This window comes from Paenibacillus validus NBRC 15382, assembly GCF_004000985.1.
Lineage (GTDB): Bacteria > Bacillota > Bacilli > Paenibacillales > NBRC-103111 > Paenibacillus_G > Paenibacillus_G validus.
The window spans coordinates 50,010-64,024 of record NZ_BIMH01000009.1 but is presented as its reverse complement, the minus strand read 5'-3'; the positions used below and the strand labels follow the sequence as shown (position 1 = coordinate 64,024).

Below are 14,015 nucleotides of genomic sequence, written 5' to 3'. Positions count from 1 at the left end.
AGGAGAGCCGGATGAAGGTTGGCATCATGGGGGGCACCTTTGATCCGATTCATATCGGCCATCTGCTGGCGGCGCAAAGCGTCTGCGAGGAGCTCGGTCTGGATGAAGTATGGTTCATGCCGACCAATGTGTCTCCGCATAAGGAGCAAACGCAAGGCGCCACGGCGCGGCAGCGCTTGGAGATGGTCCGTTTGGCGGTCGAGGGGCACGAGGCGTTCCGTGCAAGCGATATCGAGCTGGTGAAGGGCGGCGTCTCTTACAGCATCGAAACCGTCAGCTTGCTCCGGGAACGTTATCCCGACCATCGGTTTTACTACATTATCGGGGCGGATATGGTCCAGTATTTGCCCAAGTGGCATCGGATCGACGAGCTCGTACGGCTTGTGACGTTCGTCGGTCTGCAGCGCCCCGGCTTTGACGCCGATCTCGAAGAGCTGCCTGCGCCTATGAAGGAAGCCGTCATGCTCGCCTCCATGCCGCAAATCGAGCTGTCCTCCACCTTGATCCGTGAACGCCGGGCTGCAGGCCGGCCGGTGCGTTATATGGTGCCCGACCGGGTAAACAACTATATCGAGGTGAATCGTTTATATGAAACGTGAAGACATCATCGCATCGGTGAAGCAGCAAATGCCGGAGCGGCGCTGGACGCATACGGAAGGCGTGATGGAGACGGCAGTCATTCTGGCGAAGCGGTACGGAGAGGATCCGGCGAAAGCCGAGCTCGCCGCGATTTTGCATGACGTGTGCAAGTATTGGAGAGTCGACGAGCAGGCGCGCGTGATCCGTGAGAACGGGCTACCCCAAGACTTGCTTGGCTATGATAAAGAGCTGTGGCATGCTCATGCCGGGGCGTGGGTGGCCGAGCATCAATACGGCGTCAAGGACGAAGCGGTGCTGGACGCCATCCGTTACCATACGTCCGGGCGAGAGCGGATGACGAAGCTGGACAAAATCGTCTGTCTAGCCGATTATATGGAACCGGGCCGGGATTTCCCGGGGGTGCATAATATTCGAGAAATCGCCGAACATAGTTTAGAGAAGGCGCTTATAGCCGGTTTTGACGGAACGATTCGCTTCTTGCTGGAGAAGGGCAAGCGAATTTACCCGCTCACCCTGTTCGCCCGCAACGGGCTGATCGAGGAACTGGAGCGGCAGGAGGAACACTACGATACGAACAGACACTAAGGGAGGAAATGGAATGACCATTCAACCGGACGAACTGATGACGCTCGCCGTCGAAGCAGCGGAAGACAAAAAAGCGATGAACCTGGTTACACTGAATTTACGGGGAATTTCCTTGATTGCGGACTATTTCGTTATTTGTCACGGGAACTCCGAAACGCAGGTCCAGGCGATCGCTACGGAAATTCGCAAGCGGGCGGAAGAACGAGGAGCGCGTGTTCGCGGTTTGGAAGGCATGGATACGGCGCGTTGGGTACTGCTCGACCTCGGCGACGTGGTCGTGCACGTGTTCCATCGCGACGACCGGGAATACTACAACATCGAGCGCCTGTGGTCCGATGCGAAAGTGGTTGAGAAGGTATGAGGCTGGAAGCCGGAGTGGTCCGCAAGCTGGAGGTGGCCCGGGAGGTATCGCCGCACGGGTTCTTTCTTACCGATGGGGAGCAGGATGTGCTGCTGCATTATAGTGAAAAAGTCGGCGAAGTGAAGCCGGGCGATCAGGTGGACGTGTTTATTTATCACGATACGGAAGACCGGCTGACCGCTACGATGAAGAAGCCGCTGCTGACGCTCGGCGAAATCGCGCTGCTCGAAGTGGCCGATTTTCATCAACGGTTTGGCTGTTTTCTGGAAATGGGGCTCGGACGCCAGTTGCTGCTGCCGTTTCGCGAGCTGCCGGAGCTGCCGGAGCTGCGTCCGAAGGTCGGCGACAAAGTATTCGTCAGCCTGGCGCACGACCGTCAAGGGCGTCTTGTCGCGAAGCTCGCGAAGGAAGAGGAGCTGCGCAAGCTTTGCTTTGCCGCGCCGCAGGATTGGAAAAACCGCCGTGTGGACGCGCGGGTATACAAGACGCTGCAGATGGGTACGTTCGTCGTTTGCGACGGCGGAGTGTTAGGCTTCGGCGTGATCGGGCTTATTCACGCGACTGAACGCACGCGTCTGCTGAGGCTCGGCGAAGCGGTGAACGTTCGCGTTGCCTTCGTCCGCGAGGACGGCAATGTGAATTGCTCGATGCGCGAGCCGAAGGAAGTCGGACGCGGCGAGGACGCAGAGAAGCTGCTCGCGTTCATGCGGGAGCGCCCGAACGGGGCGATGCCGTACTCCGACGAGACGCCGGCTGACTTGATCAGCCAACGGTTCGGGATGAGCAAGTCGGCGTTCAAACGCGCCGTCGGCAAGCTGATGAAAGAAGGGCTTGCTTATCAGGATGGCAGTTGGACGTATTTAAAGAAGGATGAATCGAAACCGGTTGCCGACTGATCCAGAGGGCAAGCGGTTTTCTTTTGCGGGAAGGCGGTGGGCGTGAAGATGGCTTATGAGCGGTTTTCTTATGTGTACGATCGGCTGATGGAGGATATGCCTTACGAGGAATGGCTGCAGTTTGCGCGGCAATGCTGGGATAAATACGGAACCCCTCGCACGGTGGTCGATTTGGGCTGCGGAACGGGCAGCCTGGCCATACCGCTGGCGAAGCTCGGCCACGAGGTGATCGGGATCGATTTATCCGGGGACATGCTGACCATTGCGCAGCAGAAAGCGGATACGGCGCAGCGGGAAGCGCCTTTCGCGAAGGGCGGCAAGCTCACGCTGCTGCAGCAGGACATCCGGGAGTGGACGATCGGGAAGCCTGCAGATGCGGTTGTATCGTTCTGCGACTGCTTGAATTATTTGCTCGAGCCGGACGACCTGGCGGATGCGTTCCGGCAAACCTACGCTGGTTTGGCGCCGGGCGGAATATTTGCATTCGACATGCACACGCCTTATCAGCTTCAATCGTATTGGGAGTCACAGCCTTTCATGCTGAACGAGGACGATGTGGCTTATATCTGGACGTGCGATTTCGATAGCGAGCGCTGCGAGATTGAGCATGAGCTGACGGTGTTCGTCAAGGAGGACGAGGGCGCGAAGAGGGAGTCGGCAGGCGAAAGGTTCATCCGGGTCGACGAGACGCATCGGCAGCGGGCCTATCCGCTGGATCAAGTGACGCTCCTGCTGAAGGCAGCGGGCTTTCACGACATCTCGGTATATGCGGACTTTCTATGGAAGAAGCCGACGGAGGACACGCAGCGGGCGTTTTTTGTCGCGGTAAAAAAATAACGGGTTCGACCGCGCGCATGTTTACTTTCCGAGCAAGTGAAGTATGAGCTGCAGCAAGCAGAGCACGATGCCCCACAGCGGCAGCGACAGCAGCAAACCGTTGACCAATCCGCGCATGGGCGAATCCTCCTTGCACCCTTTTACCTCAAGTATGGTCTGATGGGGGAAGCCGTAATCATCGACGGCTTGACATGCGGGATTTATTTTACATATAATGAGGGATAATTGGATTCATATTGAAGGCTGTGACAAGAAATAGTAGCGATCATGAGCGCATGCAGAGAGCCGGTGGAAGGTGCGAACCGGCGGCGGCGTGAAGCGAACTCGTCTTGGAGCCAGATGGCGAATGAAGGTGTATCGGCAGCTTGAAGTTAGCGGCAGCCGCACGTTCGTAACCGGATCGAGCGCCCCGCGTTAAGGGGATCGAGTGGACGAGGGCAAAGCATGCCCGTCGTCAACTAGGGTGGTACCACGGGAAACCAAAGCTTCTCGTCCCTAGCGTCAGCTAGCGACGGGGGCTTTTTTGCTTGCTCGCAAATCGAAGGAGGATCAACTCGACATGACACAGGAAACAAGAGAAAACCAAGGGTACAACCCTTTGGTCATTGAGCCGAAATGGCAGCAGGTATGGGACAAAGAGAAGACGTTCAAGGTGCTTGAGGACGACGAGAAGCCGAAATTTTACGCGCTCGACATGTTCCCGTACCCTTCCGGAGCGGGGCTGCACGTCGGACACCCGGAAGGATACACGGCTACCGATATCGTATCGCGTTATAAGCGGATGCGCGGTTACAACGTGCTGCACCCGATGGGGTGGGACGCGTTCGGCCTGCCGGCCGAGCAGTATGCGCTGGATACGGGGAACGATCCGCGCGATTTTACGAATAAAAACATCGATACGTTCCGCCGTCAAATCAAGTCTCTCGGCTTCTCGTACGACTGGGACCGCGAAATCAGCACGACCGACCCGGATTATTACAAATGGACGCAGTGGATTTTCATCCAGCTGTATAAGAAAGGCCTGGCTTACGTCGACGAGGTGCCGGTGAACTGGTGTCCGGCGCTTGGCACAGTGCTCGCGAACGAGGAAGTCATCGACGGCAAGAGCGAACGCGGAGGTCATCCGGTCGTCCGCAAGCCGATGCGTCAATGGGTGCTTCGCATCACCGAGTACGCGGAGCGTTTGCTCGAGGATCTGGAAGAGCTCGACTGGTCGGAGAGCATCAAGGATATGCAGCGCAACTGGATCGGCAAGTCGAAGGGGGCGGAAGTGACGTTCCCGATCGAGGGGCATGCAGGCGAGGGACTCAAGGTGTTCACCACGCGCCCCGACACGTTGTTTGGTGCGACGTACTGCGTACTGGCGCCGGAGCATGAGCTGGTGGAGCGCATTACGACGGCGGCGCAGGCGGATGCGGTGAAGGCGTATCAGGAGCGCGCGGCGCATAAGAGCGACCTGGAGCGGACGGATTTGGCGAAGGAGAAAACAGGCGTATTTACCGGGGCCTATGCGGTGAACCCGGTGAGCGGCGGCAAGGTGCCGATCTGGATTGCCGATTATGTGCTTGCCGGATACGGAACGGGCGCGATCATGGCGGTGCCGGGTCACGACCAGCGCGACTACGAGTTCGCGAAGCAGTTCGATCTTCCGATCGTCCAGGTGGTTGAAGGCGGCGACTTGACGAAGGAAGCGTATGCCGGGGACGGCCCGCACGTGAACTCCGGGTTCTTGAACGGCTTAAACAACGAGCAGGCGATTGCCGCCATGATCGAATGGCTTGAAAGCAACGGCAAAGGGCAAGGCAAGGTGACGTACCGTTTGCGCGATTGGCTGTTCAGCCGTCAACGCTACTGGGGCGAGCCGATTCCGATTCTGCACCTGGAAGACGGCACGATGACAACCGTTCCGGAAGACCAGCTCCCGCTGCTGCTCCCGCAAGTGGACGAGATCAAACCGTCAGGTACGGGCGAATCGCCGCTGGCGAACGTCGAGGATTGGGTCAATACCATCGAGCCGGTAACGGGCATGAAGGCGCGCCGCGAGACGAACACGATGCCGCAATGGGCAGGAAGCTGCTGGTACTACCTGCGTTTCATCGATCCGAAGAACGATAAAGAAATTTGTTCGCCGGAGCTTCAGAAGAAATGGCTGCCGGTTGACTTGTATATCGGCGGCGCCGAGCATGCCGTGCTTCACTTGCTGTACGCCCGCTTCTGGCATAAGGTGCTGTATGACATCGGTGTAGTCGATACGAAGGAGCCGTTCCACAAGCTCGTCAACCAAGGGATGATTCTCGGCGAGAATAATGAGAAGATGAGCAAGTCGCGCGGCAACGTGATCAATCCGGACGAAATCGTAAACGAGTACGGCGCGGACACCCTGCGCATGTACGAGATGTTTATGGGTCCACTTGAAGCGACGAAGCCTTGGAACGTGAACGGTGTAGAGGGCACGTACCGTTTCTTGAACCGCGTATGGCGGTTGTTTGTCGGCGAAGACGGCGCCTTGAGTTCGAAGATCGATGCGAACGAGGAGCTTGGCAGCGAAGCGTTCAAGCGCACGTGGCACCGTACGATCAAGAAAGTGACGGAAGATTTCGAGGCGCTTCGTTTCAACACCGCGATCAGCCAGCTGATGATCTTCGTCAACGAGGCTTACAAGACGGACCGCTTGCCGAAATCGGCGATGGAGCATTTCGTGCAAATGTTGTCCCCGCTCGCTCCGCACATCGCGGAAGAACTGTGGGAGAAGCTCGGTCACAGCGACAGCGTGACGTACGTGGCATGGCCGACTTACGAAGAGGCTTGGACGGTTGACAACGAAGTGGAGATCGTCGTTCAAGTGAACGGCAAAATCGCCGACCGTGCGACAATTGCCGCCGACGCGGACGAAGCGACCATGCAGGAGCTCGCATTCGGGCTCGATAAAGTGAAGGAAGCGACGTCGGGCAAGACGGTGCGTAAAGTCATTGTAGTCAAAGGCAAACTCGTCAATATCGTTGTCGGGTAATATGAAAAAAAACCGCATGCCTGTGTTGCACCGGCATACGGTTCATAACGGAAAACGTGAAAGCATCGCGTTCAATCGACCTTGGTTCTGAATAACCGGGCTTCCACCTTTTCCACATCTTCTTCGTATTTAGCATGAGTTGTGCGGATCAGGTCATAGAAGACCCCGCACAGCTCTTTTTCCATTATTAAGAGCGCTTCGGCGGTAATACCGCCCGGAACGGCCACTCTTTTTTGCAGCTCCGCCGGGGAGAAGCCGCCGGTCGTCAGCAGCTTGCCGGTGCCGAGCGTCATTTCGCTGGCGAGCTGCGTCGCTTCCGCTTCGGAGATGCCGGTCGTTTGAACCGCGGCTTCGACGAATTTTTCCACGAAGAAGGCCAGGAAGGCCGGGCCGCAGCTGCTCAGGTCCGAGGAGATGCGCGTATATTGCTCGGACACGCGAATCGGAGCGCTGATGTGGGAGAGCAGGTTCTCGAGCAGATCCTCGTCCTCCGGCAGCATGCGATCGCCGTAAATGCACAGCGTCGCGCCGCTTAATACGTAGTTGGTGATGCTCGGGATGATCTTGGCGATCTTGCAAGGGAGCAGCTCCTCCAAGTGGCGGATCATCACGGGACTTGTGATCGAAACAACGGTTTGCTGCGACGAAACGACAGATTCGATTTCGTCAATGACGGCTTTGAATTCCATTGGTTTTACGCACAGGAACAGCAGATCGGACTCCGCAGCCGTTTGTTTATTGGAAGGGGCCGCTTGAAGGCCCGGATAGCTTTGTGCCAAACGTTCCACTTTCGTTAACGTGCGGTTGGTTGCGATGATTTGCTCCGGGTTTAGCGCTCCGGAACGGATGAACGCTTCGATGAGTATGCTCCCCATGCTGCCTGTTCCTATGAATCCTACTCGCATGACCATCCCCCCTGAATAGATTGCAGCCTTTTTCCATTATATAGGGGGGCGTTTGAAAATATGCATCATTTTTCCAGTTAGAAGGAAGGGATGAAGATGGGAAACGGTCATTCTCCCCGTTTCGGCGGAATTTGGCTCGGGATGGCGGGCTTGCTTGCGCTGCTGATTGTCGGCTTTGCGCTGAAGCCTATTCTGTTTGCAGCTCCTGACGCGGGCTTTGTCACGGTCGACGAGGCGATGCGCCGTATGCTTCAAGAGCAGTCGGGCGCGGAAGCGGGGACCGGGAAAGCGGAGGATGGGAAAGCGGAGGCCCAGAAAGCGGAGGCCCAGAAAGCGGAGGATGGAAAGGCCCCGAGTGGCCCGGGAGCAGGAACTGCGTCGGAGGCGTTGAAACCGGCGGAGGCGGAGAAAGGGAAGCCGAACGAACCGGCGAACGACGCGCCGGAGGGAGCGAAGAAGCAATTGCCTTCCGCAGGCACGGAACCCGGTGCAGCGCAGCCCGCTCCGGGCGCAAGCGGCGGCAAGCTGAACCTGAATCTGGCGTCGGCCGACCAGCTCGATGCATTGCCGGGCATCGGGCCGAGCCGCGCACAGGCGATTATCGAGCTGCGCAGCAAGCTCGGCGGTTCGTTTCGCTCGGTGGATCAGCTCGGGGAGGTGAAGGGGATCGGCGAGAAGACGTTGAACAAGCTGAAGCCGCTCGTCACGGTCGGGACCGAGTGATGCCTTGCTTTTAATCATTTTGGAAATATGGCCGGTCCGGACGTTTCTAACGCGGTGCCTGCTTTCGTTTTTGCGAGAGATGTGCGACAATAGAGTTGTTTCTCATCCAATTCATGCCAATTTGAAGGAGGATTTGCACTCATGTCAGAACGCAAGCTTGCTTTGGAAACGTTAGCTGTTCATGCCGGCCAGGAAATCGATCCGACGACGAGATCCCGAGCGGTACCCTTGTATCAAACAACGTCCTACGGATTCCGGGATACGGATCACGCGGCCAATTTGTTCGGTTTGAAAGAGTTCGGTAACATATATACCCGCTTAATGAACCCGACCACGGACGTTTTCGAGAAGCGGGTGGCAGCGCTTGAAGGCGGGCTGGCGGCCCTCGCTACCGCATCCGGACAAGCTGCGATCACCTACTCCATCTTAAATATTGCCGGAGCGGGAGATGAGATCGTCTCCGCCTCCAGCCTGTATGGCGGCACTTATAATTTATTTGCGATTACGCTGGCGAAGCTTGGTATTCGCGTCCATTTCGTCGATCCCGCCGATCCGGAAAATTTCCGCCGAGCGATCACGCCGAACACGAAAGCTGTGTTTGCCGAGACGATCGGCAATCCAAGGGGCGATGTGTTCGATGTGGAAGCGGTTGCTGCAATTGCGCACGAACACGGCATTCCGTTAATCGTCGACAACACGTTCCCAAGTCCGTATTTGCTTCGCCCGATCGAACACGGCGCCGATATCGTTGTTCATTCGGCGACGAAATTTATCGGCGGACACGGGACGTCCATCGGGGGCGTGATCGTGGACGGCGGCCGCTTCGATTGGAAAGCGAGCGGTAAGTTTCCGGGCTTGACCGAAGCCGATCCGAGCTACCATGGCCTCGTCTATACGGAAGCGGTTGGACCGATCGCCTATATTATCAAAGCTCGCGTGCAGCTGCTGCGCGATATGGGGGCGGCGATCTCGCCGTTCAACTCGTTCCAGCTGCTGCAAGGACTCGAGACGCTGCATCTGCGTATGGAGCGGCACAGCACCAATGCATTGGCCGTGGCCCGCTTTCTGGAAAAGCACCCGTCCGTGGAATGGGTCAGCTATGCCGGTCTGGAAAGCCATCCGTCCTTCTCGCTTGCTCAGAAATATTTGCCGAAAGGCCAGGGCGCAATTCTGACGTTCGGCATTCAGGGCGGCGTCGAAGCCGGCCGGAAGCTGATCAATGCGGTGCAGTTGTTCTCTCATCTGGCTAACGTGGGCGATTCGAAGTCGCTGATCATTCACCCCGCCAGCACGACGCATCAGCAGCTCTCGGAGCAGGAGCAGGCTTCGGCCGGTGTATTGCCAGGCATGATACGTTTATCGGTCGGCACCGAGGCGATTGATGATATCCTCTATGATTTGGACCAAGCAATCCAAGCAAGCCAGCAGTAAAGGAGAAGAGCTTGACCATGACTCGACGCAAAGACTGGGACACTTATTTTATGGATATCGCTTATATGGCGTCTACTCGATCGCAATGCGGCCGCAGGCACGTCGGGGCTGTGCTCGTGCAGGGCAAAAAACTGCTGGGCACCGCCTACAACGGAGCCCCGTCGGGCGTGCCGGATTGCTCGGAAGCAGGCTGCATGCTCGTTGAAGAATACGAGCTCGTCGATACAGCAAGCGGAGAGCAGGTAATCAAGAAGCAGCGATGCATCCGCACGATTCATGCGGAGCAAAACCTGCTGCTGTTCACCGACCGCGAGGACCGGGAAGGCTCCAGCGTGTATGTGACCGATCAACCGTGCTGGACGTGTGCCAACATGCTGGCGAACAGCGGCATTGTGGAGATCGTGTACCATCGGGCGTATCCGAAGGACAGCGAGAAAGTCAGCGCGTTAATGGCCCAAAAAGGATTGACGTTCCGGCGTATGGCAGAATATGAACCGCCGTCCGGTACGTTGGCCGAAGTGAAAAATTAATCGATTGCCAAGAGGAAGAACCTCCAATGATTTGCCGACAGGCGAATGACGGGAGGTTCTTTTTGTTGCTTATGCAGGGGGAGATGGGACTTGGGTTTGGCCGAAAGACCGGTCGTTCTGATCGTGCTGTGTTGGACGCTCGGCTATGTATTGGCGTACGTGTGGGGTCTGCAAACCGCAGGGATATATATGGCCTTAGCCGGTATCGCGTTCAGCGCGCTTCTTGCGGCGGCGAAGCCGAGAGGCTGGATGTGGCTGCTTGCCGCGGTTACCGTGCTGACGGCTGCCGGCTGGTATGGGGCGTACGATGATCGAAACCGGACCCTTATCGCTCCGGCCGCCGAGCAGGTGGAGCAGGTCGCTTTCCGCGGTCGCCTTGTGACGCCGGTAATGGTGGACGGAGATCGCGTTTCCTTTCAGGCGGTGGCGGAATCGGTTAAGCTGCCGGACGCGCAAAGGGTAGGTGAGGAGGGCGGTGAAGCTAGGGGCGAGAAGCTGCAGGTGTCCGTACGCTTGTTGAAGCAGGAGGAACAGCTCATGGCTGCGAGCTGGCGGCGCGGGGACCGGATTGAAATGACGGGAACGCTGAAACGGCCGTCAGAGGCACGCAATTTCGGCGCGTTTGATTACCGGCGATATTTGTATATGCACCATATTCATTGGCAGTTGACCGTCAAAGGAACGGAAGCAATCGTCGTGACGGCCCCAGGTCGCGGCGATTGGGGAGTGTGGCGGCTCGGGAGGTGGAACGACCGTTTTCGGGACGCGCTCGCTTCGAAAGTGGACGCGTTGTTTCCCGAAGAACAAAGCGGCTTTATGAAAGGCATGCTGATCGGCTTGACGGATGAGATCGACCCGGAGCAATTCGACGCTTTTTCCCGGCTTGGTTTGACGCATATTATTGCGATTTCCGGATTAAACGTAGCGATCTTTCTAGGCTGCCTGATCTGGCTGCTGCGGCGCATCGGATTGACCCGTGAGACCTATCTGTGGACGGCGATGGGCTTTATCCCGCTCTATATAGCGGCAACCGGGGGCTCTCCTTCCATCGTCCGCGCCGGGATGATGGCGATGATCGGCCTGTACGCGGCTTACCGTAACCGGTTGAAGGACGGCCTGAACCTCGCGTTCATCACCGGACTTGCCATGCTCGCGTGGCATCCCTATTACTTGACCGATGTCAGTTTTCAGCTCTCGTTTCTCGTGACGATCGGCATTATCGTTCTTGTGCCGAAGGTGAGCAAGCTGCTTCCGGTCACGAATGTGAAGCTGCGCGACGCCTTGTCGATCACGCTTGTCGCACAATTCGTATCGTTTCCGCTGACGATCTATTATTTCAATCAATTTTCGCTGCTGTCCTTTGCCGCCAACTTGGCGCTCGTTCCGGTTTTCAGTCTAGTTGTCATGCCGGTCGGAACGGTTGCCATGCTGCTTGGATTCGTGTCTATGGAGGCGGGCGGCATACTGGCCTGGATCGTGGAGAAGGTCAACGGGCTGTTATTTGCGGTTGTGACTTGGTGCAGCGAGCTGCGGTTGTTTCAGACGATTTGGCCCAGTCCAACCGTCGGTTGGATGGTCTTCTATTACGGAGGGCTGGCGGGGCTTGTATGGCTGGGGCTGCAAAGGAAGCAGCAAGTTGAATCCGCTTCGGAAGACAGCGGGCCTATGCTGGATTCGGTTCTTGTTATGCACTGGAAAACACGCTTGCATCGATGGAACCGCCGTGTCCTGCTGCCTGGGGCTGTCATTGGCTTAGGGCTGGTGTTGTGGGCAGGGTACCGTCCGCTGCAGGAATATTCGCGGCAGGGCAAGGTGCAGTTTATTGACGTCGGACAAGGGGACAGCATCTTGATCCATTCTCCTGGAGAGGCCAGACATATCCTGGTCGACGGCGGGGGAACGGTGTCGTTTCGCAAGCCCGGGGAATCATGGAAGGAGCGGAGAGACCCGTATGAGATCGGCCGCAAAACGCTCGTGCCGCTTCTGAAAAAGCGCGGCATCCAGCAGATCGACGAGCTCATCGTGACGCATCAGGACGAGGATCATTTCGGGGGGCTGCAGGCGGTCCTGGAAGACATTCCGGTGAAAAGGCTGCTGTTTAACGGAACGTTGAAGCCGATCCCGAAGGTGAAGCAGTTGTTTGAAACGGCACTTGATCGGGGTACCCAGCTTGTCCCGGTACAAGCCGGAGACAGGCTGAAGGTCGGGGCGGATACCGAGCTGTTATTTTTATTTCCCTTCGGTGAGATGACGCAGCCGGAACGCACCACGGTCCGGTTGGAATCCGATCAAAATCCGATCTCGCTCGTATTCATGATGAAGATGGGCGGAACGCGATGGCTTTTTACGGGAGATATCGGAGTGAAGCAGGAACTGGAGCTGCTGGAACATTGGTCCGCACTGCCTCCGGAGCAGGGGGAAGGCTTGCACTTGCTGGATCAGCCGATCGATGTGTTGAAAGTCGCCCACCACGGAAGTAAATCGTCAACCGCTGACCCATGGTTGGAAGCTTGGCGACCGAAACAAGCGGTCATCTCCGCCGGAGCGAACAATGTGTACGGGCACCCGAGTCCGCAGGTGACGGAGCGGTTAAGCAGCCGCGGTACGCTGATTCACCGAACGGACCGCCACGGGGAGGTGCAAATGATGGTGAAGGAGGGGCAAATCTCCGTTCGCCGGAAGTTGGAATGAGGTGACAAGTGGATTGAAGGAATGTGTAAATTAGGATAAAATACCCATATATTCCGATCGAAAGAAAGGGTTAAATCGGATTTTATGTTGAGGGTGATATCGATATTATCGAGTAAAAACGACAACAATCCAATATCGCAGTACTTGTCTTTTTAACGATGAACGCATCGATATTGTCTATTTATGTAACTGAAACGACTTTGAGCGAAGTGGACGGGCATTGGGCTGACGATCAAATCCATCAGGGGATTGATGAAAAAGTATATTGACGGCTACATCGATGGCACTATTAAATCTGAGCAAAACGTTAGCCGGGTTTATTGGCCGCTCAATAATTGATTACTAAAGGAGCTAATAATTATGTGGAAAAAAGGAATTATTTCGTTATCGATCGTTGCAGTATTGGGACTATACGTTGGCATTGAGAAAAGTCGGGCGAGTTTTTCTGATACGGCTGGACATTGGGGCGCTGATGCGATTAACAAGGCCATTCAACTCAAAGTTGTGGATGGATACCCTGACGGTTCGTTTAAGCCTGAACAAAGCGTTAGCCGTGCCGAGTTCATGAAGATGACGGCAACAGCTTTAAAACTCAAGTTGGATTCGGTTGAGCAAGGTTCGGGCTGGTACAAAGCCTATGTTAAGGCACTCACGGATGCGGGAATCACGCGGGACCGAGACTTTGCTACGGAAGACTGGAACGCGCCGATCACGCGGCTGGAAATGTCCCGCATTGCGGTACGCGCAACGGATGCAGATCTGCAGAAGAAGGAATTCAATATCGACAATGCTTCAGTCATGTTCAATGCGACGAAGACCGGCTTGATTCAAGGTTTGGCCAATGGCGAACTGGCCGTCGATGCGCCCACAACGAGGGCGCAATCCGTTACGATCATCGACCGGATCTTGAAGGTGAATAACGGGGAGAAGCTACAGGTTGATCAAGCTGCCGCCAGTTTTGCGGAAATTGATCTGCGCGGCAGCAACTTTGAAACCGTGTGGAATATGAGGATCAAAACGCTTCCTGTTACTGAAAAAATTAACGACCATTTGGAGTTAACGATTCACAAGATGGTTGTTGTTGATACAAAGAAGCCTGATTCTGCATATTTCAATCTTTATGAGGAAATGGCTTCCGACTATTGGGGATACCCTTATGTTATGGGGGCGTACATTACTTTAAAGAATAAAGCTACACAAGAAGAAAATATTATTTGGCCTCGTCAAATGATATCTACTCTACTTGGAAATAGAGCGAAGGCTAGTCAAGACAACATTGTAAATTTCAAAACGAATAAAGATGGAGAATACTCTGGATGGATAGGTTTTAGGTTCGAGAGAGATGTATTTGATCCAATGTTAAACCAAGGTAAAAAGCCTCTTATTGAGATTCACTTACCATCTAAACAATTGGATCTTACGTACAACGAGTAGTTCACAAAGGCG

General features: G+C 55.8%; 13 protein-coding genes. 12 read left to right on the top strand and 1 reads right to left on the bottom strand.

Annotated elements, in window-relative coordinates; genetic code table 11:
- Positions 1-11 precede the first annotated feature (11 nt).
- The 7 genes from PVA01S_RS08920 to leuS all read left to right on the top strand — a co-directional run bounded on the left by PVA01S_RS08920 (position 12) and on the right by leuS (position 6,289).
- Complete coding sequence (locus PVA01S_RS08920; RefSeq protein ID WP_127606939.1) at positions 12-599, top strand: nicotinate-nucleotide adenylyltransferase; 588 nt, start codon at positions 12-14, stop codon at positions 597-599.
- A complete protein-coding gene (gene yqeK, locus PVA01S_RS08915; protein ID WP_054796728.1) occupies positions 589-1,185 on the top strand; it encodes a bis(5'-nucleosyl)-tetraphosphatase (symmetrical) YqeK in 597 nt (198 codons plus the stop codon). Before PVA01S_RS08920 ends, yqeK begins: the two co-directional genes overlap by 11 nt.
- A 13-nt stretch (positions 1,186-1,198) precedes the next feature.
- Entirely contained in the window at positions 1,199-1,546 is a 348-nt protein-coding gene (rsfS, locus tag PVA01S_RS08910; protein WP_054796727.1) for a ribosome silencing factor, read from the top strand.
- On the top strand, positions 1,543-2,442 hold the full coding sequence (locus PVA01S_RS08905) for a CvfB family protein (RefSeq protein ID WP_127606937.1): 900 nt from the start codon (positions 1,543-1,545) through the stop codon (positions 2,440-2,442). Before rsfS ends, PVA01S_RS08905 begins: the two co-directional genes overlap by 4 nt.
- Before the next feature lie 48 nt (positions 2,443-2,490).
- Complete coding sequence (locus tag PVA01S_RS08900) at positions 2,491-3,279, top strand: class I SAM-dependent DNA methyltransferase (protein WP_127607045.1); 789 nt, start codon at positions 2,491-2,493, stop codon at positions 3,277-3,279.
- 295 nt (positions 3,280-3,574) lie between these two features.
- A complete protein-coding gene (locus tag PVA01S_RS27485) occupies positions 3,575-3,697 on the top strand; it encodes a hypothetical protein (protein WP_280531812.1) in 123 nt (40 codons plus the stop codon).
- A gap of 141 nt (positions 3,698-3,838) precedes the next feature.
- Positions 3,839-6,289, top strand: coding sequence for a leucine--tRNA ligase (gene leuS, locus PVA01S_RS08895; RefSeq protein WP_127606935.1), 2,451 nt, complete (start codon positions 3,839-3,841; stop codon positions 6,287-6,289).
- 71 nt (positions 6,290-6,360) lie between these two features.
- On the opposite strand, the gene comER is transcribed toward leuS, so the two are convergent.
- Complete coding sequence (comER, locus tag PVA01S_RS08890; protein WP_127606933.1) at positions 6,361-7,194, bottom strand: late competence protein ComER; 834 nt, start codon at positions 7,192-7,194, stop codon at positions 6,361-6,363.
- 96 nt (positions 7,195-7,290) lie between these two features.
- On the opposite strand from comER, the gene PVA01S_RS08885 reads away from it, so the two are divergent.
- The 5 genes from PVA01S_RS08885 (at position 7,291) to PVA01S_RS08865 (ending at position 14,003) form a co-directional block, all read left to right on the top strand.
- Positions 7,291-7,917, top strand: coding sequence for a ComEA family DNA-binding protein (locus PVA01S_RS08885; protein ID WP_218029632.1), 627 nt, complete (start codon positions 7,291-7,293; stop codon positions 7,915-7,917).
- 141 nt (positions 7,918-8,058) lie between these two features.
- Positions 8,059-9,348 carry a homocysteine synthase gene (locus PVA01S_RS08880; RefSeq protein ID WP_127606929.1) on the top strand — a complete coding sequence of 430 codons (1,290 nt, stop codon included), beginning with the start codon at positions 8,059-8,061 and terminating at the stop codon, positions 9,346-9,348.
- 17 nt (positions 9,349-9,365) lie between these two features.
- Positions 9,366-9,878, top strand: a complete 513-nt coding sequence (locus PVA01S_RS08875; protein WP_054796723.1) for a deoxycytidylate deaminase — start codon at positions 9,366-9,368, stop codon at positions 9,876-9,878.
- Positions 9,879-9,968: 90 nt separating this feature from the next.
- Positions 9,969-12,569 carry a DNA internalization-related competence protein ComEC/Rec2 gene (locus PVA01S_RS08870; RefSeq protein WP_244932928.1) on the top strand — a complete coding sequence of 867 codons (2,601 nt, stop codon included), beginning with the start codon at positions 9,969-9,971 and terminating at the stop codon, positions 12,567-12,569.
- A gap of 360 nt (positions 12,570-12,929) precedes the next feature.
- On the top strand, positions 12,930-14,003 hold the full coding sequence (locus PVA01S_RS08865; RefSeq protein ID WP_127606927.1) for an S-layer homology domain-containing protein: 1,074 nt from the start codon (positions 12,930-12,932) through the stop codon (positions 14,001-14,003).
- Positions 14,004-14,015 lie beyond the last annotated feature (12 nt).